The sequence below is a fragment of the Streptomyces sp. NPDC087310 genome (assembly GCF_044744405.1).
Lineage (GTDB): Bacteria > Actinomycetota > Actinomycetes > Streptomycetales > Streptomycetaceae > Streptomyces.
The window spans coordinates 481,376-506,699 of record NZ_JBIUYF010000006.1 but is presented as its reverse complement, the minus strand read 5'-3'; the positions used below and the strand labels follow the sequence as shown (position 1 = coordinate 506,699).

26 protein-coding genes are annotated in these 25,324 nt (G+C 72.0%); 15 read left to right on the top strand and 11 right to left on the bottom strand.

What is annotated here, in order from left to right:
- Positions 1-152: 152 nt before the first annotated feature.
- The gene (locus ACIO3P_RS25090) at positions 153-881 is read left to right on the top strand and encodes a lysophospholipid acyltransferase family protein (RefSeq protein ID WP_329825684.1); all 729 of its coding nucleotides are present in this window, start codon (positions 153-155) and stop codon (positions 879-881) included.
- A gap of 67 nt (positions 882-948) precedes the next feature.
- On the opposite strand, the gene ACIO3P_RS25085 is transcribed toward ACIO3P_RS25090, so the two are convergent.
- Positions 949-1,644 (bottom strand): B3/4 domain-containing protein, encoded by a 696-nt coding sequence (locus tag ACIO3P_RS25085; protein WP_401852381.1) that lies wholly within the window; start codon positions 1,642-1,644, stop codon positions 949-951.
- A 250-nt stretch (positions 1,645-1,894) separates the two neighbouring features.
- Here ACIO3P_RS25085 and ACIO3P_RS25080 point away from each other — a divergent pair, with 250 nt between their 5' ends.
- Entirely contained in the window at positions 1,895-3,043 is a 1,149-nt protein-coding gene (locus ACIO3P_RS25080) for a hypothetical protein (protein ID WP_401852378.1), read from the top strand.
- A 67-nt stretch (positions 3,044-3,110) separates the two neighbouring features.
- On the opposite strand, the gene ACIO3P_RS25075 is transcribed toward ACIO3P_RS25080, so the two are convergent.
- The 3 genes from ACIO3P_RS25075 to ACIO3P_RS25065 are packed head-to-tail and all read right to left on the bottom strand — an operon-like array spanning position 3,111 to position 6,471.
- Positions 3,111-4,199: a threonine aldolase family protein gene (locus ACIO3P_RS25075; protein ID WP_401852376.1), complete on the bottom strand. Its 1,089-nt coding sequence runs from the start codon at positions 4,197-4,199 to the stop codon at positions 3,111-3,113.
- Positions 4,178-4,975: an SDR family oxidoreductase gene (locus ACIO3P_RS25070; RefSeq protein WP_329825680.1), complete on the bottom strand. Its 798-nt coding sequence runs from the start codon at positions 4,973-4,975 to the stop codon at positions 4,178-4,180. The genes ACIO3P_RS25075 and ACIO3P_RS25070 overlap by 22 nt, the downstream gene beginning before the upstream one ends.
- Positions 4,976-5,001: 26 nt before the next feature.
- Positions 5,002-6,471, bottom strand: a complete 1,470-nt coding sequence (locus ACIO3P_RS25065) for a DUF6421 family protein (protein WP_401852373.1) — start codon at positions 6,469-6,471, stop codon at positions 5,002-5,004.
- Positions 6,472-6,737: 266 nt separating this feature from the next.
- On the opposite strand from ACIO3P_RS25065, the gene ACIO3P_RS25060 reads away from it, so the two are divergent.
- Positions 6,738-7,421, top strand: a complete 684-nt coding sequence (locus ACIO3P_RS25060; RefSeq protein ID WP_329825678.1) for a glycerophosphodiester phosphodiesterase family protein — start codon at positions 6,738-6,740, stop codon at positions 7,419-7,421.
- A gap of 26 nt (positions 7,422-7,447) precedes the next feature.
- Here ACIO3P_RS25060 and ACIO3P_RS25055 read toward each other — a convergent pair whose 3' ends face one another.
- Complete coding sequence (locus ACIO3P_RS25055; protein ID WP_329825677.1) at positions 7,448-8,002, bottom strand: GNAT family N-acetyltransferase; 555 nt, start codon at positions 8,000-8,002, stop codon at positions 7,448-7,450.
- A gap of 185 nt (positions 8,003-8,187) precedes the next feature.
- On the opposite strand from ACIO3P_RS25055, the gene ACIO3P_RS25050 reads away from it, so the two are divergent.
- The 10 genes from ACIO3P_RS25050 to ACIO3P_RS25005 all read left to right on the top strand — a co-directional run bounded on the left by ACIO3P_RS25050 (position 8,188) and on the right by ACIO3P_RS25005 (position 16,478).
- Entirely contained in the window at positions 8,188-8,856 is a 669-nt protein-coding gene (locus ACIO3P_RS25050) for a ThuA domain-containing protein (RefSeq protein ID WP_401852370.1), read from the top strand.
- Positions 8,841-9,932, top strand: coding sequence for a Gfo/Idh/MocA family protein (locus tag ACIO3P_RS25045; protein WP_401852368.1), 1,092 nt, complete (start codon positions 8,841-8,843; stop codon positions 9,930-9,932). The genes ACIO3P_RS25050 and ACIO3P_RS25045 overlap by 16 nt, the downstream gene beginning before the upstream one ends.
- A gap of 199 nt (positions 9,933-10,131) precedes the next feature.
- Positions 10,132-10,755 (top strand): DUF5134 domain-containing protein, encoded by a 624-nt coding sequence (locus tag ACIO3P_RS25040; RefSeq protein WP_401852366.1) that lies wholly within the window; start codon positions 10,132-10,134, stop codon positions 10,753-10,755.
- 120 nt (positions 10,756-10,875) lie between these two features.
- Positions 10,876-11,811: a M56 family metallopeptidase gene (locus ACIO3P_RS25035; RefSeq protein WP_329825673.1), complete on the top strand. Its 936-nt coding sequence runs from the start codon at positions 10,876-10,878 to the stop codon at positions 11,809-11,811.
- A 56-nt stretch (positions 11,812-11,867) separates the two neighbouring features.
- Complete coding sequence (locus ACIO3P_RS25030) at positions 11,868-12,593, top strand: phosphatase PAP2 family protein (protein WP_401852363.1); 726 nt, start codon at positions 11,868-11,870, stop codon at positions 12,591-12,593.
- Positions 12,594-12,612: 19 nt separating this feature from the next.
- Positions 12,613-13,323, top strand: coding sequence for an HAD family hydrolase (locus ACIO3P_RS25025; protein WP_401790267.1), 711 nt, complete (start codon positions 12,613-12,615; stop codon positions 13,321-13,323).
- Between the two features lie 196 nt (positions 13,324-13,519).
- Positions 13,520-14,476 carry an alpha/beta hydrolase family protein gene (locus tag ACIO3P_RS25020; protein ID WP_401852362.1) on the top strand — a complete coding sequence of 319 codons (957 nt, stop codon included), beginning with the start codon at positions 13,520-13,522 and terminating at the stop codon, positions 14,474-14,476.
- Positions 14,477-14,713: 237 nt separating this feature from the next.
- Positions 14,714-14,902, top strand: a complete 189-nt coding sequence (locus ACIO3P_RS25015) for a hypothetical protein (RefSeq protein ID WP_329825669.1) — start codon at positions 14,714-14,716, stop codon at positions 14,900-14,902.
- 221 nt (positions 14,903-15,123) lie between these two features.
- Entirely contained in the window at positions 15,124-15,531 is a 408-nt protein-coding gene (locus tag ACIO3P_RS25010; protein ID WP_401852359.1) for a hypothetical protein, read from the top strand.
- Between the two features lie 95 nt (positions 15,532-15,626).
- Positions 15,627-16,478 carry a helix-turn-helix domain-containing protein gene (locus ACIO3P_RS25005; RefSeq protein ID WP_329825666.1) on the top strand — a complete coding sequence of 284 codons (852 nt, stop codon included), beginning with the start codon at positions 15,627-15,629 and terminating at the stop codon, positions 16,476-16,478.
- A gap of 16 nt (positions 16,479-16,494) precedes the next feature.
- On the opposite strand, the gene ACIO3P_RS25000 is transcribed toward ACIO3P_RS25005, so the two are convergent.
- The 5 genes from ACIO3P_RS25000 to ACIO3P_RS24980 all read right to left on the bottom strand — a co-directional run bounded on the left by ACIO3P_RS25000 (position 16,495) and on the right by ACIO3P_RS24980 (position 22,347).
- Entirely contained in the window at positions 16,495-17,349 is an 855-nt protein-coding gene (locus tag ACIO3P_RS25000) for a hypothetical protein (RefSeq protein ID WP_329825665.1), read from the bottom strand.
- Positions 17,346-19,202 carry a GMC family oxidoreductase gene (locus ACIO3P_RS24995; protein WP_401852356.1) on the bottom strand — a complete coding sequence of 619 codons (1,857 nt, stop codon included), beginning with the start codon at positions 19,200-19,202 and terminating at the stop codon, positions 17,346-17,348. Before ACIO3P_RS24995 ends, ACIO3P_RS25000 begins: the two co-directional genes overlap by 4 nt.
- Positions 19,199-19,663 (bottom strand): hypothetical protein, encoded by a 465-nt coding sequence (locus ACIO3P_RS24990; RefSeq protein ID WP_401852353.1) that lies wholly within the window; start codon positions 19,661-19,663, stop codon positions 19,199-19,201. The genes ACIO3P_RS24995 and ACIO3P_RS24990 overlap by 4 nt, the downstream gene beginning before the upstream one ends.
- Before the next feature lie 426 nt (positions 19,664-20,089).
- A complete protein-coding gene (locus ACIO3P_RS24985; RefSeq protein ID WP_401852350.1) occupies positions 20,090-21,505 on the bottom strand; it encodes an MFS transporter in 1,416 nt (471 codons plus the stop codon).
- Positions 21,502-22,347 carry an alpha/beta fold hydrolase gene (locus ACIO3P_RS24980; protein ID WP_329825660.1) on the bottom strand — a complete coding sequence of 282 codons (846 nt, stop codon included), beginning with the start codon at positions 22,345-22,347 and terminating at the stop codon, positions 21,502-21,504. Before ACIO3P_RS24980 ends, ACIO3P_RS24985 begins: the two co-directional genes overlap by 4 nt.
- Positions 22,348-22,438: 91 nt before the next feature.
- Here ACIO3P_RS24980 and ACIO3P_RS24975 point away from each other — a divergent pair, with 91 nt between their 5' ends.
- Both ACIO3P_RS24975 and ACIO3P_RS24970 read left to right on the top strand, forming a co-directional pair.
- On the top strand, positions 22,439-23,389 hold the full coding sequence (locus ACIO3P_RS24975; protein WP_329825659.1) for a LysR family transcriptional regulator: 951 nt from the start codon (positions 22,439-22,441) through the stop codon (positions 23,387-23,389).
- 258 nt (positions 23,390-23,647) lie between these two features.
- Positions 23,648-23,839, top strand: a complete 192-nt coding sequence (locus ACIO3P_RS24970; protein WP_401852347.1) for a hypothetical protein — start codon at positions 23,648-23,650, stop codon at positions 23,837-23,839.
- Positions 23,840-23,960: 121 nt separating this feature from the next.
- Here the strand turns inward: ACIO3P_RS24970 and ACIO3P_RS24965 are convergent, their stop codons facing one another.
- A complete protein-coding gene (locus ACIO3P_RS24965) occupies positions 23,961-25,097 on the bottom strand; it encodes a PQQ-dependent sugar dehydrogenase (protein ID WP_329825656.1) in 1,137 nt (378 codons plus the stop codon).
- Positions 25,098-25,324: the final 227 nt, after the last annotated feature.

Genomic DNA, 25,324 nt, shown 5'->3' with positions numbered 1-25,324 from the left:
TTCACGGCGACGTGACGAGAATCTCGCCCCGCGGATACACCAGGACTGGCCACCAGGCGTCTGATACGGCAACATCGGCGCAATGCCGAAAACCTACGGCTGCGTAACTTCCGCCGGGAGAACCCTCCCCGGAACAGAAGGGTCCTCCCCAGATGGCAGAGCTCGTCTATCGGCCGGTCATCGGCGCCGCTCGCACGATGTTCAAGGCGCTGGACCTGAAGATCGACACGCAGGGCTCCGAGCACATCCCGCGCACCGGTGGCGCCGTGCTCGTGAGCAACCACATCAGCTATCTGGACTTCATCTTCACGGGTCTCGCGGCGCTCCCGCAGAAGCGGCTGGTGCGCTTCATGGCCAAGGACGCGGTGTTCAAGCACAAGGTCTCGGGCCCGCTGATGCGCGGCATGAAGCACATCCCGGTGGACCGCAAGCAGGGTGAGCAGGCATACGCCCACGCCCTCGACTCGCTGCGCGCCGGCGAGATCATCGGGATCTTCCCCGAGGCGACGATCTCCCAGTCCTTCACGCTCAAGAGCTTCAAGTCGGGTGCGGCGCGGCTGGCGCAGGAGGCGGGCGTCCCGCTGGTCCCGGTGGCGCTGTGGGGCACCCAGCGGGTGTGGACCAAGGGCAAGCCGCGCAACTTCAAGCGCAGCCACATCCCGGTGACGATCCGGGTCGGCGAGCAGATCGAGGCGGCGGCGGACCAGTACGCGGGCGCGATCACGCGGCGGCTGCGCGACCGGGTGCAGGAGCTGCTGGAGGCGGCACAGCGGGCCTATCCCGTACGTCCCAAGGACGCGAGCGACACCTGGTGGGTGCCGGCACATCTGGGCGGTACGGCGCCGACCCCGGCCGAGGCGCGCGCGGCCGAGCTGAGCTGAGCGGCGCCGAGCGAGGAAACGTCTCTGCTGGGGTCTCGGGGGCTCGGCGCCGTACGTCGTCCCGGGGTCAGTGGGCGGCGCGTACCGTGATCCGGGCCCCGGGGCTGAGCTTCGCCAGGTTCTCGGCGAGTTCCGCGCCCGCCGCGTCGAGCTCGGGGGCGGTCATGGGGGCGAGGCCCTCCAGCAGGAAGACGGCGTTCACCGATTCCTCGGCCAGCCGGGTGCGTACCCCCTGGCGCCAGTTCCAGCGCCGGCAGGTGACGCCCTCGTCGTCGCGCCAGACGACCTCGCCGGGCTCGGGGTGCTCGACGGCGCTCGCCCCGTCCGCGGCGGTCAGGAACGGCTCCTCGCCCGTGGCCCGTACGAGCCGCATGGCGCCCGCGATCCGGTCGGTGTCCTCGCCGCCGACGGGCACGAGATGCGCGACGCTCACGGCGTTGTAGAGGTCGACGAGGAGATTGATCCGCGGCAGCCCGGCGTCGGTCAGCGCGCGCCGGGCCAGCGCCTCAGCGGAGTTGCGGGTACGGGACGGCTTGGCCCCGAAGGCGGTGTACGCGGCACGCCAGGCGGCGAGGTGCGGTTCCTCGTGCGGGGCGCGTCCGCCGAGGCGGGCGGCGAGCCGGCGGGACGCGTCGTCCAGCAGGGCGGCGCTCGCCTCGCTGCTGGGGCCGTTCACCAGGCCCCGGGCCTCCACGACGAGCGGGGTGAAGCCGGGGGCGAGGGCGCGTACCTCGTCGGACACGGTCAGCGTCAGGCCGGTCATGGTCTTCGTCTGCCTTGCCTTGGAGTCTTCCGTGGTCCTGGCAGGCAGGACCGGATGCGGTCAGAGAACCGTGGGGAGCGTCCGCCCCGGGTGGTTCCGGTCCGAGGCGGCTTTCAGCGCCCCCGGCACAGCGGGATGCGGTGCATCGTAGAGTACCGAATAGTCCACCTCGCTGAACTCCGGCCGTACGGTCCAGGCCAGCCGCTCCTCCTCCGGGGAGACCGGGGAGCAGCCCTTAGGGTGCGGCCGTATGACCGACCGCTTTCTGGAAGTCCTGCGCGCCCGCCCCGAGCTGGCGGATCTGGCGGCGTTCCCCTTCGACTTCGATGTGAACAGGGCGTACCACGTCGAGGCGGTGCATCTGGCGTCCGGTGCGTCGCTGGAGCCGATCGCCGGGGACGACACCGGGGGCACGTACTTCCTGTGCGGGGGAACGGCCGTGCTCCACGCCTCCTCCGAGGGGAGCGCCGTGCTGCTCGCGGACAGTGTCGGCGAAGCGCTCGAAGTCCTCGTCCGGCTGCCCTGGTGGTGCGAGGACCTCTCCGCCGGCCTGGGCGAGGAGGACCTGCTCGCCGCGGTCCGTGCGGCGGACGACGCGGCGCGGGAGGAGTTCGCCCCCGAACTGGACGCGTGGCGGGCGGCGTTGATCCGCGGGCTGGGCCTGCCGGAGCGGCCGTTGACCGAACTCCTCGCCCGGTCGGAGTCGGCCGCCCTGCGCACCGATCCGGACCATGTCCTGCTCAACTCCCGTGAGCTGCGCGCGTACCGGCTGGACGAGTCCTGCCGGCGGCCCCTGCGCGAGGTCGTCCTCGGCTCCGGCGCACCGGAAGAGGCGGGCGCGGAGGACGAGTTCACCTGGATCGAGGAGGCCGTTCGGCAGGGGCTCGGCGAGCACGCCCGGATCGCCCTCATCCGTCTGCTGGACGACACGGGCCCGGACGCGGACCGGCTCCGGGAGCTGAGCCGGGCGCTGGAGCGTGTCGGCGACCACGCCCAGGCGGCCCGCGCCCAGTCCGCCCTGCTGGCGCTGCGGGACACGGCGCGGGACCGTGCCTCGGCGGCGTACGCCCTGGCGCGCCTGGAGCGCCGCAAGGGCGATCTCGCGGCGGCCGGGCGGGCGCTGGAGCAGGCCAGGGCCGCGGTCGGCGCCGGGGGCGGGACGCCGGACGCGACGGTCGTCGAGTGGCACCGCCGGGGGCTCGGCCGGCTGATCACGGAGCAGCATCTGGAGCTGGTGCTCGCCGCCGTCGAGGCGGGTGACACGGAACTCGCGCGGGCGACGATGGCACACACCAGGCTCCTGCTCGGCACGATCGGCAAGGAGTCGGCGAAGGCGCTCAGCCGGCTGTCCACGCGGGCGAAATGGGCGGTGGCCGGGGACCGCCCGTCCGGCGCCTGACCCCCGCGAACCGGCCCGTGCGCCGGAGGCCGGCCCGGAGCCCGCCCCTCGCGCCCCCGCGCGGCGCCTACGCGGCCATCTCCTCCTTGAGCGCCTGCACGAACGCGTCGACGTCGTCCTCGGACGTGTCGAAGGAGCACATCCAGCGGACGTCCCCGGCGTTCTCGTCCCAGAAGTAGAAGCGGAACCGCTTCTGGAGACGCAGGCTCACGGCGTGCGGCAGCCGGGCGAAGACGGCGTTGGCCTGGACGGGGTGGATGATCTCCACCCCGTCGACCGCGCGGACGCCGTCCGCCAGCCGCCGGGCCATGGCGTTGCCGTGCCGGGCGTTGCGCAGCCACAGGTCACCGGCGAGCAGCGCCTCCAACTGCACGGAGACGAACCGCATCTTGGACGGGAGCTGCATCGAGAACTTCCGCAGGTGCTTCATGGCCCGTACGGCGTCCGGGTTGATCACGACGACGGCCTCGCCGAAGAGCATGCCGTTCTTCGTGCCTCCGTAGGAGAGGACGTCCACACCGGCGGCGTTGGTGAAGGTCCGCATCGGGACGTCCAGCGACGCGGCGGCGTTGGCTATCCGGGCGCCGTCGAGGTGGACCTTCATGCCGAGCCCGTGGGCGTGCGCGCACAGGGCGCGGATCTCGTCGGGCGTGTAGACGGTGCCCAGTTCGGTGTTCTGGGTGATCGACACGGCCTGCGGCATGGCACGGTGCTCGTCGTCCCAGCCGTACGCCTCCCGGTCGATCAGCTCGGGCGTGAGCTTGCCGTCCGGCGTCGGTACGGTGAGCAGCTTGAGCCCGGCGACGCGTTCGGGCGCGCCGCCCTCGTCCACGTTGATGTGCGCGGACTCGGCGCAGATCACGGCGCCCCAGCGGTCGGTGAGCGCCTGGAGCGCGACGACGTTGGCGCCGGTGCCGTTGAAGACGGGGAACGCCTGCGCCGTCGGGCCGAAGTGGCTGTGCATGATCCGCTGGAGATGGCCGGTGTACTCGTCCTCGCCGTACGCGACCTGGTGGCCGCCGTTGGCCACGGCGAGCGCCGCGAGGATCTCGGGGTGGGCGCCCGCGTAGTTGTCGCTGGCGAAGCCGCGTACCTCGGGGTCGTGGTGGCGGCGCGCGTCCGTCGTACGGGACCTCACGGTCCTGGGGTCAGCCACAGGCGGTTTCCATTCACTTCCCGGGCGGGCCTGTCCCAGACCCCGGCGATGGCCTCAGCCAGTTCCGTGACGTCGGTGAAGCCCGCGAACTTCGCGTTCGGCCGCTCGGCGCGCATCGCGTCGTGCACCAGTGCCTTGATCACCAGGATGGCAGCCGCGGCCCGGGGCCCCTCCTCGCCCCCCGCCTTGCGGAAGGCGTCGCCGAGGGCGAGCGTCCATGCCTCCGCGGCGGCCTTGGCGGCGGCGTACGCGGCGTTGCCCGCGGTGGGTTTCGAGGCGCCCGCGGCGCTGATCAGCAGATACCGGCCCCGGTCGCTGCGCAGGAGCCCGTCGTGGAAGGCCAGCGAGGTGTGCTGGACGGTACGGATGAGCAGCTTCTCCAGCAGTTCCCAGTCGGCCGGGTCGGTCTCGGCGAAGGTGGCGCTGCCGCGCCAGCCGCCGACGAGGTGGACCAGCCCGTCGATCCGCCCGAACTCCTTCTCGGTCCTGGCCGCCCACGCCCGGGTGGCGGCCAGGTCGAAGAGGTCGACGGTGTCGCCGGTGACCGTGGCCCCGCCGTGCGCGTACCGGGCGGCGTCCACCGACGCGGCGAGCCGCTCGGGGTCCGCGTCCGCGGCTATGACGGTCGCGCCGGCCTCGGCGAGCCGCAGCAGCGTGGCCCGCCCGGCGGGGCCGCCGGCGCCCGCCACGGCGACGACGGCGCCGTCCAGGGCGCCGCGCCCGTCCGTGTGTGTGCCGGGGGCCGGCTCGGTGTTCGCTTCCCGCTTCGCCGTCATGGGCGCCGTCTCCTGCCTCGGCGCGCTCACGCCGCCGTCCGGTCGGTCGCCACCGTCGTCGCCGTGGTTCCGGCGGTTCCGGTGGTGTCGGTGGGCTCAGGGGTTTCCGTGGGCTCAGGGGTTTCCGCGGTGATACCCCGGGTCGAGGCGATCACGTGCTTGAGCTTCTTGGCGAGCGCCTCGTAGAACATGCTCAGCGGAAACTCGTCGGGAAGCACGTCGTCCACGAGTTTCCTGGGCGGCTGCGAGAGGTCCAGGGCGTCGGGGCCCTTGGCCCAGCGGGATCCGGGGTGCGGGGCGAGATAGGTCGAGACCAGCTCGTACGCCGCGAACCAGTGCACCAGCTTCGGCCGGTCGATCCCCGCCCGGTAGAGCTCCTCGATCTCGGCGCAGAGCTGGTTGGTGACCTGGGGCGCCCGCTCCCAGTCGATGCGCAGGGTGTTGTCCGTCCAGCGCACCACGTCGTGCCGGTGGAGGTAGGCGAAGAGGAGCTGGCCGCCGAGACCGTCGTAGTTGCGCTCGCGCGCACCGGTGACGGGGAAGCGGAACAGCCGGTCGAAGAGCACGGCGTACTGGACGTCGCGGCCCTGCGGGAAGCCGTCCGCCTCCAGCCGTACGGCCTCGCGGAAGGCGGTGAGGTCGCAGCGCAGCTCCTCCAGGCCGTACATCCAGAACGGCTGGCGCTGCTTGATCATGAAGGGGTCGAAGGGCAGGTCGCCGTGGCTGTGGGTGCGGTCGTGGACCATGTCCCAGAGCACGAACGCCTGCTGGCAGCGGCCCTGGTCGGCGACGAGCGCGCGGATGTCGTCGGGCAGCTCGACCCCGAGGGTGTCGACGGCCGCGTCGATGACCCGGCGGAAGCGGGCGGCCTCGCGGTCGCAGAAGATCCCGCCCCAGGTGAACCGCTCGGGGGCCTCGCGCACGGCGATGGTCTCGGGGAAGAACACCGCGGAGTTGGTGTCGTACCCGGCGGTGAAGTCCCCGAAGGTGATGCCGCAGAAGAGCGGGTTGTCGTAGCGCGTGCGCTCCAGCTCGGCGAGCCACTCGGGCCAGACCATGCGGAGCACGACCGCTTCGAGGTTCCGGTCCGGGTTGCCGTTCTGCGTGTACATGGGGAAGACGGCGAGGTGCTGGCGGCCGTCCGTCCGGTCGGCGGCGGGCCGGAAGGCGAGCAGCGAGTCCAGGAAGTCCGGGACCGCGAAGCCGTCGTCGGCCCATCGGCGCAGGTCGGAAACGAGGGCCGCGTGGTAGGCGGCGTCGTGCGGGAGCAGCGGGGAGAGCCGCTCGACCGCGGCGATCACCCGGTCGAGTGTCCCCTCGACGAGCGCGCGCGCCGGGGCGCCCTCGGCGTCGAAGTCGATCGAGCCGTCCGGGGACTGCCAGGGGCGGATCTCCTCGACGGCACTCTTGAGTTGAGGCCACGCCGGGTGCGCGATCACGCGGTCGGCGTCATTTATGCCGGGCCCAGGGGTGTCCTGCACAAGAATTTCCGTCATGTCACTTCCTCCGCAGAATATCTTGGCGTCAAGACAGTCAAGGAACTGTATAGGTGTCCTGATCTCCACCACAAGCGAAGATCAAACAAATCGTCCTGCCGATACCCCCTGGCCACCGCTGATTTTCCTGCGGTTTCCGGGTTTGACGCCTTGATTCAGCGTAGCCCCGGAAACTTCACCTGGCATGGGGACGGCGGGGGGAGCCAGGGCCGCCCATCGCCTCTAGGCTGCGCGCGGGAGCCGCTGTCGACGAAAGTGAGACTGTCTTGACTTTCCAGATCATCGGTCATCGTGGAGTGATGGGTGTCGAACCGGAGAACACCCTGCGCTCCTTCACGCACGCGGAGCGTGCCGGTATGGACGCCATCGAGCTCGATCTGCATCTGAGCAAGGACGGCGCCCTCGTCGTCATGCACGACACGGAAGTGGACCGTACGACCGACGGAACGGGCGCGATCGCCGAGCGGACGCTCGCCGAGCTGCGGGAGCTGGACGCGGGCGACGGCGAGCGCGTCCCGGTCTTCGAGGAGGTCCTGGACGCCGTACGGTCGCCGCTCCAGGCCGAGATCAAGGACGTGGCGGCGGCCCGCGCGCTGGCCCGGGTGATGCGGGAGCGCGGTCTCGTGGAGCGCGTCGAGGTGTCGTCGTTCCACGACGAGGCGGTCGCCGAGATCGCCGCGCTGGTGCCGGGCGTACGGACGGTGCTGATCGCCAGTCGCTGGGGCGAGGACGTGGTGGAGCGGGCGACGGCGGTGGGCGCCGCCTCGCTCGCCCTGAACCTGCGCAGGCTGACCCTGGAGGTCGTGGAGCGCGCGCACGGGCGGGGTCTCGGCGTCATCGGCTGGGTGGTGAACACGCAGGAGCAGCTCCGGCTCGCGCGCGCCTTCGAGCTGAACGCCGTGACCACCGACCACCCGGAGATCCGGCGCACCGGCCGCTTCACCGCCTGAGCACGGCGCGGGTCCCGCGGGGGTCGCTACAGCTCGGTCAGTGGCTTGACCAGCAGCTCGAACTCCAGGTCGGCCCGGAGCGGGATACCGAAGCGCTCGTCGCCGTACGGGAAGGGGAACCGCTTTCCCGTACGGCGGTAGCCGCGCCGCTCGTACCAGGCGATCAGGTCCTCCCGCAGCGAGATCACCGTCATGTGCATCTCCCGCACGCCCCAGGTCGCGCGGGCCGTGCGCTCCGCCTCCGTGATGATCAGCCGGCCGAGTCCGCCGCCCTGCGCCCCCGGCGACACGGCGAACATGCCGAAGTAGGCCGCCTCGTCGCGGTGTTCGAGCTGGCAGCAGGCGATCAGCCGGCCGTCCCGCTCGACGGCCAGCAGCCGGCTGCCGGGCGCCTCGATCACCGCGAGCACCCCTTCCCGGTCGGTCCGCTGCCCTTCCAGGAGGTTCGCCTCCGTCGTCCAGCCCGTGCGGCTGCTGTCGCCGCGGTAGGCCGACTCGATGAGCGCCACCAGGGCCTCGGCGTCGGCCGCCGTGGCGTCGCGGTAGGTGAGCGCTCCGACGGGGCTCGGGACGGTGTCCATGGTGCGCTGTCTCCTCGCGGACGGCCGGTGGGCCGGTGAGCCGGTGGGGGGGCAGCAGCAGCCTAACGCGGGTACGGATGGGCACAACGGGGTGCGAGGGGGCGGCGGTACGGGCCGGTTCGGACGTATCGCCCCGCCCCGTGCCACCGACGGGCCCGCGACACCGATGGGAGTGTGCAACGACTGTGACACCCGAGACATCCGACGCACGACGGGCTCTGGTCGTCCGGGGCGGCTGGGAGGGACACCGCCCCGTGGAGATCACGGAGCTGTTCCTGCCCTTCCTGCGCGCCCACGGTTACGACGTACGGGTCTCCGGCACCCTGGACGTCTACGCCGACGCCGAACTGCTCGCCGCCACCGATCTGATCGTCCAGTGCTGGACGATGGGTGAGATCACCGGGGAGCAGAGCGCGGGACTCGCCGCCGCCGTACGCGCCGGGACCGGGCTGGCCGGCTGGCACGGCGGGATCGTCGACTCCTTCCGTGGAGACCTCGGCTACCAGCTTCTGACCGGCGGCCAGTTCCTGATGCACCCGGCCGGCTTCTCCGACCACGAGATCACCCCGGTCGGGGAGCGCGCCGACCACCCGGTGATGGCGGGCCTCGGCGCCTTCCGGGTCCACACGGAGAAGTACTGGCTGGCCACCGATCCACTCGTCGACGTACTCGCCACGGTCGGGTTCGCCGCGGACGAGGAGCGCGCGCGGCCGGTCACCATGCCCGCCGTGTGGACCAGGAACTGGGGCGCGGGACGGGTCTTCGTCTCGGCCGTCGGCCACAAGCCCGACGACTTCGACGTACCCGAGGTACGGACACTCACCGAGAGGGGACTGCTGTGGGCGAGCCGCTGAGAATCGGCATGGTGGGCGCGGGCACGATCAGCGGCGCCTATCTGGACACCCTGGAGCGGCTGGAGAACGTGACGCTCACCGCCGTCACCGATCTCGATCCCGCCCGTGCCGCGGCCGTCGCGGCCCGGGTGCCGGGAGCGGCCGTCGCCCGCTCCGCCGCCGAAGTGGCCGCCAGGGACGATGTCGACGCCGTACTCAACCTGACGATCCCCGCGGCCCACGCGGACGTCGCCCTGACGGCGCTCGCCGCGGGCAAGCACGTCTACGGGGAGAAACCGTTCGCCACCACCCGGGAGGAGGCCGACGCGCTGCTCGCCGCCGCCGCGGACGCGGGCGTCGGCAGCGGGTTGCGGATGGGCTGCGCGCCCGACACCGTTCTGGGTACGGGGGTCCAGACGGCGCGCAAGGCGGTCGACGACGGGCTGATCGGCGCCCCGGTCGCCGCGACGGCCTTCATGACCACGGCGGGACACGAACGCTGGCACCCGGCGCCCGAGTTCTACTACCGGCCCGGCGGCGGACCGCTGCTCGACATGGGCCCGTACTACCTCTCCGCGCTCGTCCATCTCCTGGGCCCGGTCGTGAAGGTGACCGGCGCGGCCTCCCGGCCCCGCGCCGAACGGGAGATCGGCAGCGGGCCACGGGCCGGCGAGCGGTTCGGCGTCGAGGTGGACACCCATGTCAGCGGGGTGCTCCAGCACGCGAACGGGGCGCTCACCACACTGGTGATGAGCTTCGACATCCACGCCGCGCGACTCCCCCGCATCGAGGTGTACGGCACGGGCGGCTCCCTCTCCGTACCGGACCCGAACGGCTTCGACGGGCCCGTCGAACTCCACCGGCCCGGCGGGGAGTGGGAGACCCTGCCGGTCTCGGCGGGGTACGCCGGGGCCGAGCGCGGCACGGGGCTCGCGGATCTGGCGTGGGCGCTCGCCGAGGGCCGCCCGCACCGGGCCTCCGCCGAGCTGGCGCGGCACGTCCTGGACATCATGCTGACGCTCCTCGACGCGGCGCGGGAGGACAGGGCGCTGCGGGTGGCGAGCAGGTGCGCCCGCCCCGATCCGGTGGAGCGGTAGCCGTACGTCGGCCACCGTACGGCTCGTACGAGGGGGGGCGCGGCGCGGTACGCGTCCCCCTCCGCCGCCGGCTCCCCGCGGTCGTCCCCGCCATCTCCCCCGCCGGGTCCGCGCGCCCCCCGTGTCCCTCTGCGCGTGTCTGCGCACCCGCCGCGCCGGGCATCACTTCGCCGACACCACGGAACGGGGGAGGTGCGCGGTGCACGGATCAGTGACGGCCGGATGGCTGCTCGTCGCGCTCTGCGCGACGGCCGGGGGGTACTGCCTGCTCCGGCTGCGGGCCGGCGGCGCGGCCCGGCACGGCCCGGCGGGCGGTGAGGCGCTGATGGGGCTCGGGATGGCGGCGATGGCCGTGCCCGCCACGGTGGTGACACCACCACGCTGGGTCTGGCTGGGGTACGCGGTGGTCTTCGGCGGGGCGGCGCTGCGCGCGCTCGTCGTGGACCGCGGCTCGACGCACCAGGTGCACCATCTGCTGGGCATGCTCGCGATGGTCTACATGGCGGGCTCCATGGCCACCGTGACGGGCGGGCCGGGCGCCGCGCACACGGCGGCGGGGACGCCGCTGGTCACCGCCGCGCTGCTGATCTACTACGCCGGTTACGTGCTGTGGGCGGGCGCCCGGCTGCTGCCGCTGCCCGCCCTGTCCGGACCCGCGTCCGGTCCCGCGCGGGGTGCCGTTCCCGGTGCTGTGGCCGGTGCGGTCGCCGGTCCGGGTCCCGGCGGTCCGGGGGCCGTCGGCTGGGCCGACCGGACGGAGTTGGTGCCGGCCTGCCGGCTGTCCATGGGGATCGCGATGCTGACGATGCTGCTCACGCTCTGAATTCCGGCCGGTTCTCTCCGATTTCCTGTGATCGCCCGGACCGGCCGCGAAACGTGTCGTAGGTCACTTGCCGGTCAAGGTCATACCCCTGGGCGGCACGACCCTCATACTCTGGGCGCCATGATGGTCTCCTTGGCGCTGCTGCTGATCGGTGGACTGGCCGCAGTCGTCGCGCCGCGGATTCTGTCCCGCGCCGAATGGCCGGAGCGTGAGCCCGTGGTGGCGCTGTGGGTCTGGCAGTGCGTCGTGGGGGCCGTCCTGCTGAGTTTCGCGCTCTCCATGGTCTTCAGCGCCGCCGCCGCCTGGCTGGCCGTACGGGGCCATGTCTTCGCGCCCGCGCCGAGCGGCGTGGTGGAGGCGTACGCCTTCGGGCCGAACCGGCCGTGGTCCGCCGTGCTCGCCGTCCTGCTGGCGGGCGGCGGTCTGTGGACGGTGGCGATGCTCACCCGCGAGATCCACCGGGCCCGCCGCAGGCGCCGGCAGCGCCGCGGGGAACTCCTCGTACGCGCCCCGGTGCTGCCCGGCGAGGAGCCCGGCGGTGAACCGCTCGTGGTGCTGGAGGGCGAGCGCCCCGGTGCCTGGTGGCTGCCCGGCACGGCGCCCCAACTGGTCATCACCACGGCCGCGTTGCGCCGCCTGAAGGGCCGTCAGCTCGATGCCGTGCTCGCCCATGAGCAGGGCCACGCGCGGGCGCGGCACGACTGGCTGCTGCACTGCTCGGGGGCGCTCGCGAACGGCTTCCCGCAGATCCCGGTCTTCGCCGCGTTCCGCGACGAGATGCACCGGCTGGTCGAGTTGGCCGCTGACGATGTCGCCTCACGGCGCTTCGGCCGGCTGACGATCGCCCTCGCCCTGGTCGAACTCAACGAGGACCGGGGGGTGTTCGGCCCCGGCACCACTCCGGACGCACAGGTGCCGCAGCGGGTGAACCGGCTGCTGACACCCGTTCCCCGGCTGACCGCGGCGCGCCGGCTGCGGCTGACGGCGGCCGCTTCGCTGGTGCCGGTCGTCCCGCTGCTGATCGCCTTCGTACCGGCGCTGCGCGCGCTCGGATGACCTCCGGAACCCCCGCCGGGTGGCCCGGCGGGGGTTCCGTCAGCGAGGATCACCGCATGCACCCCCCACCGACCTCCGCAGCCCGGACCCCCTCCCCTCCCCCGTCCGCTCCCCCGCCCTCGCCTCGTCCACGCAGGACACGGTGGCTGGGACCCGGTCGTACGGCCGCGCTGCTCACCGTCGCCGCCGGGCTGCTGACGGCGCTCGTCGCGGCTCGGTGGGGGCCGCTGATCGCGTTCGACCGGACGGTCGCGGAGGGACTGCACCGCCCGGCGGTGGCCGAACCGGGGCTCACCCGGGCCAACCGGCTGCTCACCGACTGGATCTGGGACCCCTGGACGATGCGGCTGCTGGCGGCGGTGGCCGTGGTGGCGGTGTGGCTGCGCGGCGAGCGGCTGCTCGCACTGTGGGTGGCGGCGGCGAGCGCGCTGGGGGCGGCCGTCTCGCAGGGGCTGAAGTGGGCCGTGGGGCGGGAGCGCCCGCAGTGGCCCGACCCGGTCGACTCCGCGCACTTCGCCGCGTACCCCTCGGGACACGCCATGGCGGCCACGGTGACCTGCGGGCTGCTGCTGTGGCTGATGCGGCGCCACGGTGTGGGCCGGTGGCCCTGGCGGGCGGCCGTGGCGGTCGCGGCGGTGTCGGTCGTCGGCGTGGGAATCACCCGATTGTGGCTGGGCGTGCACTGGAGTTCGGACGTTCTGGGCGGCTGGCTGCTCGGTGGCGCCGTCGTCGCGTTCTCGATCGCGCTGTTCAGGCGCGTGACCTTGTCCAGGGAGCCGTGACGCGGGAAGGATCGGGTACATGACCTTCAAGGCTGTGCTCTTCGACTTTTCCGGGACCCTCTTCCGTATCGAATCCGCGAGTTCATGGCTGCGCGCCGTGCTCGACGAGGCGGGTGTCGCCGTATCCCCCATCGAGGTACGGCGATACGCGATGCGGCTGGCCGTGGTGGGCGCGCTGCCCGGACTGCCCTCCCCGCAGGAAGTGCCGCCGGATCTGGCCGAGCTGTGGGCGACCCGCGACGAGAGCGCCGAACGGCACCGCGCCGCGTACACCGGAGTCGCCCGGCAGGTGGAGCTGCCCAGCCCCGACCTGTACGACGCGCTCTACGACCGCCATATGACACCGGACGCCTGGCGCCCCTACGCGGACGCGGCCGAGGTACTGGGCACGCTGCGGCGCGCCGGCATCGGCGTCGCCGTGGTGAGCAACATCGGCTGGGACCTGCGCCCCGTCTTCCGCGCCCACGGCCTCGACGCCTTCGTGGACGCGTACGTGCTCAGTTACGAACACGGCATCCAGAAGCCCGACGCCCGCCTCTTCAGGACCGCCTGCGAGGAGTTGGGCCAGGATCCGCACGACGTCCTGATGGTCGGCGACGACCGGGACGCGGACGGCGGCGCGGCCGAACTCGGCTGCGCGGTCCACTTCGTCGACCACCTCCCGGTGGAGGAACGCCCCGCGGGCCTGCGCCCGGTCATCACCCTCGCGGGCGCGGACCCGCTTCCGTAACCCACCTGACCCCGCCCCGACGGCATGGGCACGTCCCGTACGACGTGTCCATGCCGTCGGCGCGATCGAGGAGCCCGCTCACCCCTTCCCACGGTCGTTGACAAAGCGGAACGCTGATCCGTATCGTAATCGGAACAGCGTTCCGCTTCGGCATGGGCGAAGCCGTCGCCGAGGCCAGTCAAGGGAAGTGCACATCATGAGCGAATCGACTTACGCGGCCGGCACCTTCGGCCCGCCCACGCCCGTCCTCTCCGTCGCGCCGGTGGTGCTGCCGACCCCCGACCGAGCCGTGGACCTGGAGGTCCGGGTCTCCGCGCCCGTGACCGGGACGGACCTGCCGGTCATCCTGCTCTCGCACGGACAGGGCCACTCGAACCACCTCTCCTCACTGAACGGCTATGCCCCCCTCGTCAACTTCTGGGCCGCGCACGGCTTCGTCGTGATCCAGCCCACCCATCTGAGCTCCACGACGCTGCACCTGGATCCCAGCACCCCTGGTGCCCCGCTGTACTGGCGGTCACGGGCCGAGGACATGAAGCGCGTCCTCGACCGGCTCGACGCGATCGAGGCCGCCGTCCCGCAGCTCCTCGGGCGCCTGGACCACAGCAAGGTCGCCGTGGCCGGGCACTCCATGGGCGGGCACACCGCGAGCCTGCTGCTGGGGGCCCGGCTCACCGATCCGGACGACGGGACGGAGGTGAACCTGAGCGAGCCCCGCGTCAAGGCGGGGGTACTGCTCGCCGCGCCCGGCAGGGGCGGCGACGCCCTCAGCGAGTCCGCGGCGGGGTACCTCTCCTTCCTGACCACGGACTTCTCCGGGATGACGACGCCCACGCTCGTGGTCGCCGGCGACAAGGACGCCTCCACCCACCTGACGGTTCGCGGCCCGGACTGGCACGCCGACCCGTACACCCTCTCCCCCGGCCCCAAGTCCCTGCTCACCCTGTTCGACGCGGAGCACGGGCTCGGCGGGGTCTCCGGATACGACGTCGCCGAGACCACGGACGAGAACCCCGCCCGGGTGGCCGCGGTCCAGCGGCTCACCTGGGCCTACCTCCGCACGGAGCTCCACCCCGGGGACCACGCCTGGCAGGCGGCGCGTGACGCGCTGACGGCCGGTCCCGACCCGCTCGGACGGGTCGAGTCCAAGTAGGCGCCCCTCATCCACGTGTGCCTGGGCGCACTTTGTGGACCGTGGCGTGCTTCGCGCGCCGACCCCGTGCCACCTGCACGCGCCGTAACCGTTCATCACATACTGTCATGGGCATGCCCTGAACTCCCTCAACTCGCCTCCCGGCGCGGCCCCAAGGCTTCCCCCCAGTTCCCACACCCACGTCGGAGGAGAACCACGGGCCGGACACCTCGGCCATCCCCCACAGGAGGAGAGACCGTGACCAAACCACACAAGCCCCATGGCTTCGGCAAGTTCCTGAAGAACATGCTCGACGACGCCAAAGACCTCGCCGACGGCATCACCGACCGGCTGTCGGCCGCTGAATGCGACTTCCGCAGGGGACTGACCAGACTGGTGGAGCCCAAGGACCACCACAAGCCGCCGCGAGCCGGGAGCAGCCACTGAACCACCGCCGCCCCGACCTCCGAGGAAGTGCCGGGGCGGCCGGTTCGCTCGTGGTGGGGCTCCTGGGTGGGACAGGTTGGCCCTGGTTGCGGACGGTCGGGCGGGGCCACCATGGAGTCGTGTCCGGGCCGGGACGTGGAGCGCCCCGGCCCACGACGTGCCGGACGGGGCTCCCGTCCCCCGACATCCCCATTCCACTGAGCAAGAAGAGAAAATCACCGATGACCCACGTATTCGATCTGCCTGCCGTGTTGACCGAGCTGCTGTACGGCGACGAGAGCGCCGAGCCGCTCGAACGGACTCTGGACAAGCTGATCACCCCGGACTTCGTCCAGCGCATCAGCGGGCGGGTGTACCGGCGTGCCGAGTACACCGCGCATGTGCGCGAGATGCGCCAGATGGTGACAGGCGGAGGCGAGTTGCAGGTGCTGGAACAGATCAGCACGGGCAGTGGGATCGCCGGCCGCTTCCTGTTCCGTATGGTCCCGGCGGACGGACAGGCCCTGACCTTCGAATCCCATCTCTTCGCGCGGATCGACGGCGGCAGGGTGGCCCGCCTCATCGAGGTGGCGCACCTGATCGGGGACGATCACGACGAGGACTTCCTCGCCACCGCCCCGTCCGAGTGATGAGCTCGACCGAGTGATGAGCTCGGCGGCCACGCCATAGGCGGCTCAGGGGCGCTCGGGCCGAGCGCGGGTACGCCAGTTCCTACAATGAACCCATGTATGAACTCCGCCGGTTCGGTGCGCTGCTCCGCGAGTGGCGCGGCCGGGTGCCACCCGCCGAGCCCCTCGGTGGCAGCGCGGACTCACGCCGCCGTACCCCTGGCCTCCGGCGGGAGGACCTGGCCGAGTTGAGCAAGGTGTCGGAGGACTACATCAAACGGCTGGAGCAGGGCCGCGCCCGCCCCTCGCTCCAGGTCCTCAACGCGGTGGCCCGAGCACTCGCCCTGTCACGGGCCGAGTACGAGCACCTGTGCATCCTCACCGGTCACGCGATCGCGCAGCCGGGGCAGGTCAATCGGCGTATCGGCCCCGCCACCCGTCAACTGCTCGACCGCCTGGAGAGCGTGCCGGTCGCGGTGTTCGACGCCACCTGGACCCTTCTGACGTACAACGCGCTGGGCAGCGCACTCTGCGGCGACCCCACCCCGTACACCCGTCGTGATCGCAACATGGCGTGGCGATACTTCACGAACACGACCAACTGCGAGGTGGAGTCGGAGCGGGAGACCGAGGAGTTCGAAGCGTCCTTGGTCGCCGAGCTACGGGAGGCCGCCAGCCGCTACCCGTCCGACCGTGGCCTCACTTCCCTGGTCACCGCGCTCCACACAGCGAGCGCGCCCTTCGCCGACCTGTGGCAGAGCGGGGCCACCGCGAAGTTCGAGCGACGCCGCGGAATCGTCGACCATCCCGACGTCGGGCCGGTGAGGATGGACGGCAATGTCCTGGCGGTCCCCGAGGGCGATCTCAAGATGCTGATCTACACCACCGAGCCGGGCTCGGCCGACGCGGGCAAGTTGGCCGCCCTCAGGGCCCGCGCCGTCGCGAGCGGGGGTCCCGGAGCGACATGAGCGCGAAGGCCGGGGCTCAGCGCGCGCGTGGCACGTAGTAGGGGCGGTTGTGGGCGGCGACGGGGGCCGACTGGTACGTCCACACCCCGGCGGCGGGGGCCGTGCCGATGTGGGCGGTCAGGTCGGCGCCGATGGAAGAGGTCCGGTCGTGAACCGTGAGCTCCGCCCGCTCCGGCGCATCGGCCAGGGAAACGTACTGGTAGGGCTGGTAGACGTTCATGGGACCGGCCAGTGGCCGGCCGGCGGGGTCGGTGCCGTACCCGGTGATGGGCGTGTTGTTGACGGGGGTACGGGACAGCCCGGTCAGGTCGGCCTGGAACGAGAACAGAGGCCGGTCCTGGCGGTCCACGGCCGGGGCCGAGGGAGCGTGTGTGGCCTGGTTGCAGGCGACGGTCCAGATGTCGCCGGCCGGGCCGTTGAGCGAGGGCAGGGTCGTCTCGAACCAGGCGGGGTACTTCGGCTCTCCGAAGAGCTTCGTACCGGCCTCGATGGCCAGCGGGTTGTCGCACAGCACATGCAGCCGGGCGATGCCGAGCAGCTTGGTCTGGTCGTGGCCGTGGGCGTACTCCTCGTACGTCAGGCGGGCGAGGCGGTCGGCGCCGGCGGTGGGGTACGCGACGATGCTGTACTCGATCTCCTGGGTGATGCCGCCGCCGTTCGGGTACTGGGCGAAGTAGAGCTGGTAGTTGAGGGTGACGCAGGCCCGGCCGTCGAAGTCGGCGGCACTCAGGTCCGGATGATGTTCGGCCAGCGCCTTGTGCACCGGGGCGGGATCGACGAGGTGGTCGAGGCCGATGTTGTGCAGGGCCCCGTAGTGGAAGGGCAGTTGGTACGGGGCGGCGACGGGCGGCAGGGAGAGATCGTCGGTCATGGGGCGGCTGTCTCCTCTGGAGTGGTGTGGCCGGGGGTGTTCCCGGGGGCCTGCGAGCGGATCGTGACGCGCTCCGCGGACAGGTCGCGATGGATCCGCTCGGCGCTGCGCAGGGTGATCGCGGCCATGGTGAGCGTCGGGTTGGACGTACCGAGGGAGGGCATGCTGCCGCAGCCCACCACATAGAGGTTGGGGTGGTCCCAGGCGCGCTGCCAGGAGTCGACGACGGAGTCGGCGGGGCGCTCGCCCATGATGTGCGTGCCGGCGCCGTGGCCCGCGCCGCGGTAGGCGTAGGGCCGGCCGCCGTACTCGAACCAGCCGGGCTGGGACGGGCCCGATGCGTACCGGCTGTGATCCTCCGCCCCGAGAAGCGCGAAGATCTCGTCGGACACGGCCTTGGCCGCGACGATGCCCTTCTTCACGTGGTCGGACAGGTCGTAGGTCAGAACAGGGCGCGGATGGCCCAGCAGGTCACGCTGGTGGGGGTCGAGCGTCACACGGTTGGCGGGGTCGGCGCTCTGCTCCATCTCGAACTGCAGGGCGAACTGCCGCCCGACCCGGTCCCCGACGGCCTGCCGCAGCTCCGCGCCGAACAGCCCCCTGCCCTGCTCCTCCGCCCCCGTGGCCGCCGGATCCCCCGGGCGCAGGAGGGCGGCGACTTCGTGGCCGGGCGGGCCCACGGCCCAGGTCCAGCCCCAGTTGCCGATCTCGACACGGAAGGGGGCACGGGCGGTGCGGGCAGGGCCGAACCGGAATCCCTCCAGACCGGAGGTCGAGCCGGGCCCGCGGTAGGGGCCCGTCCGCTCCCGCATGAGGCCCCAGGTGAGCAGGACGGGGTGGTCCATCAGATTCCGGCCCACCTGGTCGCTGGAGTTGGCCAGGCCGGAGGAGAGCAGGAGCCGGGCGTTCTCGATGGCGTGCGCGGCCAGCACGACCGTGGTCCCCCGCGCCACGTGCCCGGTGGCCGAGGAGGGCCGGGCGGGGTCGTCGTAGCGCTGGTACTCGACTCCGGTGATCCGGCCGGCCGGGTCCGCCAGCAGACGGCCGGCCACCGCGCGGGTGAGCAGGGTGACGCCCGGTCCCCAGCGCCGCTGTGTCCGCAGCGGGGTGTACTTCGCCCCCGTGGGGCAGATGGGGATGCAACTGGCGCTGCCCTCGCAGACAGCGCCGTGCTCCTCGGTGGTCTCGCTGTTGCGGGCCTGGGGCGTCCCGACGACCCGCAGTTCGACCCGGTGCGGATACGAGGGATCGGTGATCTTCCGTCCGTCGAGCCGCTCGGCCATGAGCCGGTCCAGGTGGCTCGCGGGTAAGGGGCGGTGCGCGAAGGTGTAGCGGTCCGCGAGCGGCAGACCGACCAGGTCGCGCTGTTCCTCCGGGTCGCCCGCGACCCCCAACTCGCGCTCCGCGGCCCGGTAGTACGGTTCCAGCTCCTCGTAACCGATCGGCCAGTCACGGCCGTACCCGAAGTCCGAGGTGCGGAAGTCCTCCGGATGCATCCGCGGGGCCAGCCCCGTCCACGCGGTGCCCGTACCTCCGTTCACCCGGAGATAGCCGCTCGCGTACGGCAGTCGGCCGTTCTGGACGAGGTGTCCGTCGGCCCGGTACCCGCCACCGGCCAGGCCGCCGAGGTCCAGTACGTCGGGTGACGGCACCAGGGGATTGTCCGCGATCGCGGCGCCGGGGACCTTCACCGGCGCGGACCGGAACCGTTCCGCGTCCGCCTCGGGCGCCCCGCCCAGCCCCGCCTCCAGGACCAGGACGCGCCAGCCGCGATCCCCCAACTGCCGTGCCACCAGCGATCCCGCGACACCCGCGCCGACCACGATCACGTCGAAGTCCTCACCGCCGGTCAACGGCCCCCGCCCCCTGTCACTCCAGCGGGGGAATCGGCCCAGGTGCCGTAGCCGGGACGTCCCGTGCCGGGCGCGTGGCCGCCGAAGGTGCGCCAGACCAGTCCACGGGCGTAGGCCCGCCCCGACACCAGGCAGGGCGCCGCCCCGCCGTCCTCGCCCACCAGCCCCGGCCACTCCCCCAGGTACCAGAGGTGGCACACGGCCCGCGCGAGCTCATCCAGCTCCGCATCGCCGCCCAGCGCCGTGTGGGCATCGGCCGTCGCACCGGCCAGCCGGTCCACCAGCCTTGCGTAGAGGGGCGGCGCCACCCGCCGGGTCACGAACTCCCGGTAGATCTCGGCCATGCCGGTCGCGGCGAGTTCGGCGGCGTCGAACCCCGTCAGCACGGCCGAGGCCGCCACGAACCGCTCGGCCTCCTGGCCCGGAACCGCCGTGGCCCCGTACGGATCCGGCGCGTTCACCCGGTGTCCCGGCCCCGGTCGGCACACCCACCGCTGATGATCAACGCCATCGCCCAGACCTCTCCTTCGGGTCGCCCCCACCGGGCCCTGCTCATCAGCCGAGATCCCTACCTCCGCGCGGTCCGGTTCATGCGCCGAAACCTCACCGATCGCGCAGGGCCGGTGACGCGGAGGAGCTGGAGGGGTTACGGTCCTTCCCCGCGACCGGCAAGGACGAGCTGATCCGCTACTTCGGCGTTCCCAGCCCGGCGGCATCCCGGTTGACTCTTCGCACCGCTGCAACGAGTGCCATCAGCGGCGGCTCGGCCGTCTTCTGCGGGGGACGTTGGACGCGGGGTGATTCCCGGTCGGGAACCACCCCGGCGGATCTGGTCCAGAGCTCGGCGAGCGGGTCGGGCGACGTATTGCGCCGTCCAGCACCGTGCTCTACATACGTGCCCCTCTCCCGTGACTGCTGTGGCTGCTGTGGCTGCTGTGGCTGCTCGGAGCCTTGGGGCCAGGCCGGTCGCGGAGCCGGAGGCTGATCAGCGCGGTGATCGTGAAGGCGGCGACCTGGTAGAGCATGGCGTGCCGGAACGCGGTGTCCGCGTCGGAGGCAGGGGCGTAGTAGGCGAGGCCGGCCGCGGTCACTCCGATGGATCCGCCGAGCTGCTGTGCTGTGGGCAGCAGCCCGGAGACCGAACCGGCGGCGGGGCCGTGTACCTCGGCCAGGACCAGGGTGAACACCGACGCGGTGAAGGCGCCGAACGCGGCTCCGCCGATGGCCAGCACGGGCAGTGCCGCCTGGCGTCCCGCCGGCGAGCCGACGAGCGGGGCCAGTGCCAGGCACATCCCGGCCAGCACCAGCGACGCGGCGGTGAGCACCGTCGGTCCGTGACGGCGAGTGAGAGCGGGTGCGGCTCTGCTGCCCAGAACCGCGGCGGCGGCGAACGGTGCCGAGGTCAGTGCGGCTGACAACGCCGAGTACCCGACGGCGGACTGAAGGTGGAGGAAGAGCAGGTAGGTGAAGGAGGGCACCCCTGTGTTGAACGCGAACACCAGCAGTGTGCCCCTGAGCGCCGACCGGTCACGCAGCACCGCGGGATGGATCAGCGGGTCCGCTCGGTGCGGGAGGCTCCGGACGAAATGGCCGAGGGCGGCCACAGCCACGGCGAAACCTGCCCATGTCCACCAGGGCCAGCCCGCTTCCCGCCCCAGCGCCAGGGGCATGACCAACGCGCCGGCTCCCACGGTGACCAGCAGCGCCCCCAGCTTGTCGACGCGGAGTCCGTCCGCCCCGCGGGCGCGGGGCAGCGCGGTCGCTCCGGCCAGCGAGGCGAGCGCCACCGGCACGGTGAGGAGCATCACCGGCCGCCAGCCGAGGCCGAAGAGATCGGCACTGAGGACGAGGCCGCCGATCAGTGGCCCGGCCAGCGACGCGACGGCCATGGTGGCGCCGTACAGACCCAGGGCACGCGGCCGGCGTGCCGCGGGGGTAGCGGCTTGGATGAGCGACAGGACCTGGGGGGCGACCAGGCCACTGCCCGCGCCCTGCACCAGCCGGGCCGCGATCAGCGACGCGGCGTCGGGGGCGCATGCTCCGGCCACCGAGCCTGCGGTGAAGACCACGGTGCCGACCATGAACAGCCGACGGTAGCCGTACCGGTCGCCCAGCCGCGCGGCGGGGATGAGCAGGCACGCGTACGTCAGGGTGTATCCGGCGAGGACCAGTTGCACAGCGCCAGGACCGGCACCCAGACCGGCCTGGATCGCCGGAGCGGCCACCTGGGCGACAGTGACGTTGAGCAACTGGACGAAGGTGGCGCTGAGCACCACCGGCAGCACGAGGCGTCCGCCGCTCATGGAAGCAGAGCCGCGGCGAGCTCACGGGGCCGGGCGGCGAACGGGCTGTGGCTGCCCGGGAGGGTGCGCACGGTGAACGGGTTGCCGGGCACGGCCCGGTCGGCTTCCGCGATCATCAGATCCTGCACCGCCGTCGGCAGCGCCCGGTCGTCCGCGCAGCGTAGGAAGGTCCGTGGGACGCGCCCCCACCGTGCCGGGGTCACGATGACCGGGGTGGTGGGGATCGCCAGCGGCAGATCGGGGCTCAGTGCCGAGCGCCAGCGGTCGAAGCGGTCCAGGGGGGTGTCGTGGTAGTGGGTCTGCCGCAATTCCTCGACGTAGGCGGGGTCCTGTGAGAGCGGGTTGATCCGCACGGCGCCCAGTTCCCCGGCGTCGCCGAGATTGAGGCTCTGGCCCCGTGCCGTGGCGTTCTCGGGCGAGCCGAGATAGTCGAAGAATCGGGGCCGTCCGGCGGGCACGAAAGCCGAGAGGTAGACGATGTCGTCGACGAGTTCGGGTGCCCGCTCGGCAGCCAGTGACGCGGGGCCGCCGCCCGCACTGTGTGCGACGAGCACGACACGACGGTGGTGGCGGGCCTGGCGCAGCGTGTCCAGCACGGCCTCGGCACTGTCGTCCATCGTCGTGGTGGCGAGCGCGGACTTCTCGGTCAGCAGGCCCGGCTGGCCCGGCTGTAGGTATCCGCTGGGCAGCGGTGCGTCGAAGCCGTGCCCCGGCAGGTCGACGGCCATGCTCGCGGCACCGAGTCCGGCGAGTGCGCGCTGCGTCGCCGCCCACTGCCCGGAGCCGTGCCAGGCCCCGTGCACGAAGACGAAGACGGTGCCTGGGGAGGAAGAATCAGTCATGACCGCATTCCACGCGCCCTGGTCCCGGTCATCCAGTGAAAGATCTGACAAGCTGGTCGGCGATACTTATGGAATATGGCGGGAGGATGGCATGGAGGCGCGGCACCTGAGGTACGCATTGGCCCTCGCCGAGCACGAACACTTCGGCCGGGCGGCCGGTGCGCTGGGCATCGCGCAGCCTCCGCTGTCCAAGCAGATCGCCGACCTCGAACGAGAGGTGGGCACCCGCTTGTTCGATCGCACCCGCCAGGGGGTGTTCCCGACGGCCGCGGGCGCGGCCTTCCTCTCCCGGGCGCGCAGGGCGCTCGACGAGATCAGGGCGGCCTCGGTCGACGCGGCCAGGGCAGCGCGCGGCGAGACGGGCCGACTGCGCCTGGGTTTCATCGCCTCGGCGCTGCTCGAACCCCTGCCGGACGTCCTTGGCCGGTTCGGCCGTGAACGGCCCGACGTGCGGTTGGAACTGCACGAGATGGCGACCAGCCGCAGCACGGCCGCGCTCGTCGCCGGCGAACTGGACGTGGCGATCGGCCTCGGCCGGCCACGGGGCGTCGGGGCCGAGCATCTGGTGTCGGTGCCGATCGGGCACGACCACCTGGTCGCGGTCGTGAGCAGCACGCACCCGTACGCGGGGCAGCCGTCGGTGGACGTGGACCGGCTGCGGCGACAGCCGCTGATCGTAGCGCCGGGCGAGGATGAGCCCGCAGTCGCCACCGGGCTGCGGACCCTGATGGGGCAGGACTCCCCAGCGCTCTCCGGCGCGACCGTCGCGAGGGACATCCACACGATCATCGGTCTCGCCGCCTGCGGGGTGGGCGTCGGCCTGGGGCCCTCCCGCATGCTGGCGGCCCCACGACGGGGCACGTGGTTCTGCGAGGTGACCCCGCGCACTCCTCTGCCCGATCTGGTCCTGTCCTTCAGCGCCCGGGACCGTTCCCCGGCACTGAACGCCTTCCTCGACGTCATCCGCACGAACTGCCCCGATGTCGGTGCCGCACTCGACCACCGGCTCGGCCGACCCGGGGTCCCGGTAGGAACGGAGTAAGAAACCGATCTTCTTGTCAGAAGTCTTGACAGTCCGTGATCTGGGCCGCTGGGTCCTGGGTCCCGGGCGGCTGTCGTATAGCTGGCCGCTCATGAAACACCCTCATGAAACGGCCTGGGGCGTGAGCGACGTCTTCAAGCGCCCCGGCCTGCGAGCGCCGGCGCCAAGCCGGTCGGGCACGTCCGCTTCGGCCGTGCCCGCGCCTCGACCGCCCGGCAGTCTCTGGACGCGCAGCTCGACTCCCTCTCCGAGGCCGGAATGACGCGGGTCTTCTCGGAGAAGATCCCCACCCGCGCCACCGGGCGCCCAGAGCTGGAGGCCGCGGTGAAGCTCGCCGGGGAGATCCGCTCCTCGAAAAAGGGCCAACACCCGTCGCCCGCCACCGTCATGCGCATGCCGCGTGAGCACGACGAGCAGACGGCCGCATCCTCGATGGAACCCGCCCCCTGACTTGCGACGTAGCCCTTGACGGGCGTGTCCGTGCGGCTTGAACGGGTGAGGGCCTTCCGGGTTCGGTACGCATGGCGCTGCCCGCACCGGCCCGAAAGGCCCCCTCCGTGCTACCTCCGCGCTACGCCGGGTCGATGCGGGAGACGCGGCCGCCGATGTCGAGCAGGTACAGCTCGCCGTCGCCTCCCTGCACGAACGAGATGACCTGGCCGGCGTTGACCCCGAGGTCGCTCTCGCCGGTCACCTTGCCGTTCTCCATCCGCAGAGCGCGGACGGTGCCGTCGCAGTAGTCGCTGAACACGTACTGCGCCGTGAGGTCCGGGATCGCGTCGCCGCGGTAGACATAGCCGCCGGTCACCGAGCAGCCCAGCCCGTTACGGTCGTACTCGTGGACCGGCGGCACGTGGTTCGCGGGCTCCGTGCCGCCCCGGAAGGAGTGGTTGCCCTCCATCTCGGACCAGCCGTAGTTCTCGCCGCCCTTGCTGTCCGCCGGGGCCCAGTCGATCTCCTCCCAGGCGCTCTGGCCCACGTCGCCGATCAGCAGGTCCCCCGTACCCGCGTCGAAGGAGAAGCGCCACGGGTTGCGCAGCCCGTACGCCCAGATCTCGCCCTTCGCGTTCGGGACGCCCACGAAGGGGTTGTCCGGCGGAATCGCGTACGGCTCGCCGCCGCTCGGGTCGATGCGCAGCATCTTGCCGAGCAGCGTGTCGAGGTTCTGCCCGTTGTCGTGCGGGTCGCCGCCCGAGCCGCCGTCGCCGAACGCGATGTAGAGGTAGCCGTCGGGGCCGAACTGGATGTCGCCGCCGTTGTGGTTGGCGTACGGCTGCGTCTGGGTGAGGACGGTGCGCCGGGTGTCCGGCTGGAGTTCGCCGTCCCGCACGGCGAACTCGTCCACGGTGCTGGTGCCTTCGAGGTTCGTGAACGAGATGTAGAAGTGCGCGAGCTCCTTGTCGAACGCGATTCCCAGCAGGCCGCGTTCACCGTCGGTGGTGGTCTCGCCGGATATGTCGAGGACGGGCTCGCCGAGCCCCTGATCGTCCAGAACCCTTACGGTGCCCGCGCGTTCGGCTATCCAGACCGTGTCGCCGGGTCCGGCGGCACCGGCGATGGGGTTCTGGGCCGTGGCCACTTCCTTCAGCACGACCTCCGCCGCATCGCGTGGGGCTGCCCGCTCGTCGGCGGAGGCCGTGGTCAGAGCGAGGGAGGCAATGAGGCAGATGGTGCCGATGATCGCCGAGCTTCTGGTGCGAATTTTCACCGTGACCCTCCTGGAGGCGGCGAATGGGGAACCCGGCTGCGTGGGGCAGAGTGGTGTGGGTGTCGCCCGCGCCAGCGCGCAACCTGGGTGGGGGAATTGTGTGCTAATGGCTACGGGTGAGAGTACAGGGGCAGGCGCGCCGGGAGTAGAACGGTGCTCCCCATCCGGCTGAATCCCACCTGGGGCAGCGGGAATTGACCATTACTCGATGGAGCGGCGCGCACGGC

Coding starts and splice junctions, on each gene's coding strand:
- ACIO3P_RS25025 (WP_401790267.1), top strand. CDS start 12,613: ATGACCTTCAAGGCTGTGCTCTTCGACTTTTCCGGGACCCTCTTCCGT.
- ACIO3P_RS25005 (WP_329825666.1), top strand. CDS start 15,627: ATGTATGAACTCCGCCGGTTCGGTGCGCTGCTCCGCGAGTGGCGCGGC.
- ACIO3P_RS25070 (WP_329825680.1), bottom strand. CDS start 4,975: ATGACGGCGAAGCGGGAAGCGAACACCGAGCCGGCCCCCGGCACACAC.
- ACIO3P_RS24975 (WP_329825659.1), top strand. CDS start 22,439: ATGGAGGCGCGGCACCTGAGGTACGCATTGGCCCTCGCCGAGCACGAA.
- ACIO3P_RS24980 (WP_329825660.1), bottom strand. CDS start 22,347: ATGACTGATTCTTCCTCCCCAGGCACCGTCTTCGTCTTCGTGCACGGG.
- ACIO3P_RS25085 (WP_401852381.1), bottom strand. CDS start 1,644: ATGACCGGCCTGACGCTGACCGTGTCCGACGAGGTACGCGCCCTCGCC.
- ACIO3P_RS25035 (WP_329825673.1), top strand. CDS start 10,876: ATGATGGTCTCCTTGGCGCTGCTGCTGATCGGTGGACTGGCCGCAGTC.
- ACIO3P_RS24970 (WP_401852347.1), top strand. CDS start 23,648: ATGACGCGGGTCTTCTCGGAGAAGATCCCCACCCGCGCCACCGGGCGC.
- ACIO3P_RS25090 (WP_329825684.1), top strand. CDS start 153: ATGGCAGAGCTCGTCTATCGGCCGGTCATCGGCGCCGCTCGCACGATG.
- ACIO3P_RS25020 (WP_401852362.1), top strand. CDS start 13,520: ATGAGCGAATCGACTTACGCGGCCGGCACCTTCGGCCCGCCCACGCCC.
- ACIO3P_RS25080 (WP_401852378.1), top strand. CDS start 1,895: ATGACCGACCGCTTTCTGGAAGTCCTGCGCGCCCGCCCCGAGCTGGCG.
- ACIO3P_RS25055 (WP_329825677.1), bottom strand. CDS start 8,002: ATGGACACCGTCCCGAGCCCCGTCGGAGCGCTCACCTACCGCGACGCC.
- ACIO3P_RS25000 (WP_329825665.1), bottom strand. CDS start 17,349: ATGACCGACGATCTCTCCCTGCCGCCCGTCGCCGCCCCGTACCAACTG.
- ACIO3P_RS25030 (WP_401852363.1), top strand. CDS start 11,868: ATGCACCCCCCACCGACCTCCGCAGCCCGGACCCCCTCCCCTCCCCCG.
- ACIO3P_RS24985 (WP_401852350.1), bottom strand. CDS start 21,505: ATGAGCGGCGGACGCCTCGTGCTGCCGGTGGTGCTCAGCGCCACCTTC.
- ACIO3P_RS25065 (WP_401852373.1), bottom strand. CDS start 6,471: ATGACGGAAATTCTTGTGCAGGACACCCCTGGGCCCGGCATAAATGAC.
- ACIO3P_RS25010 (WP_401852359.1), top strand. CDS start 15,124: ATGACCCACGTATTCGATCTGCCTGCCGTGTTGACCGAGCTGCTGTAC.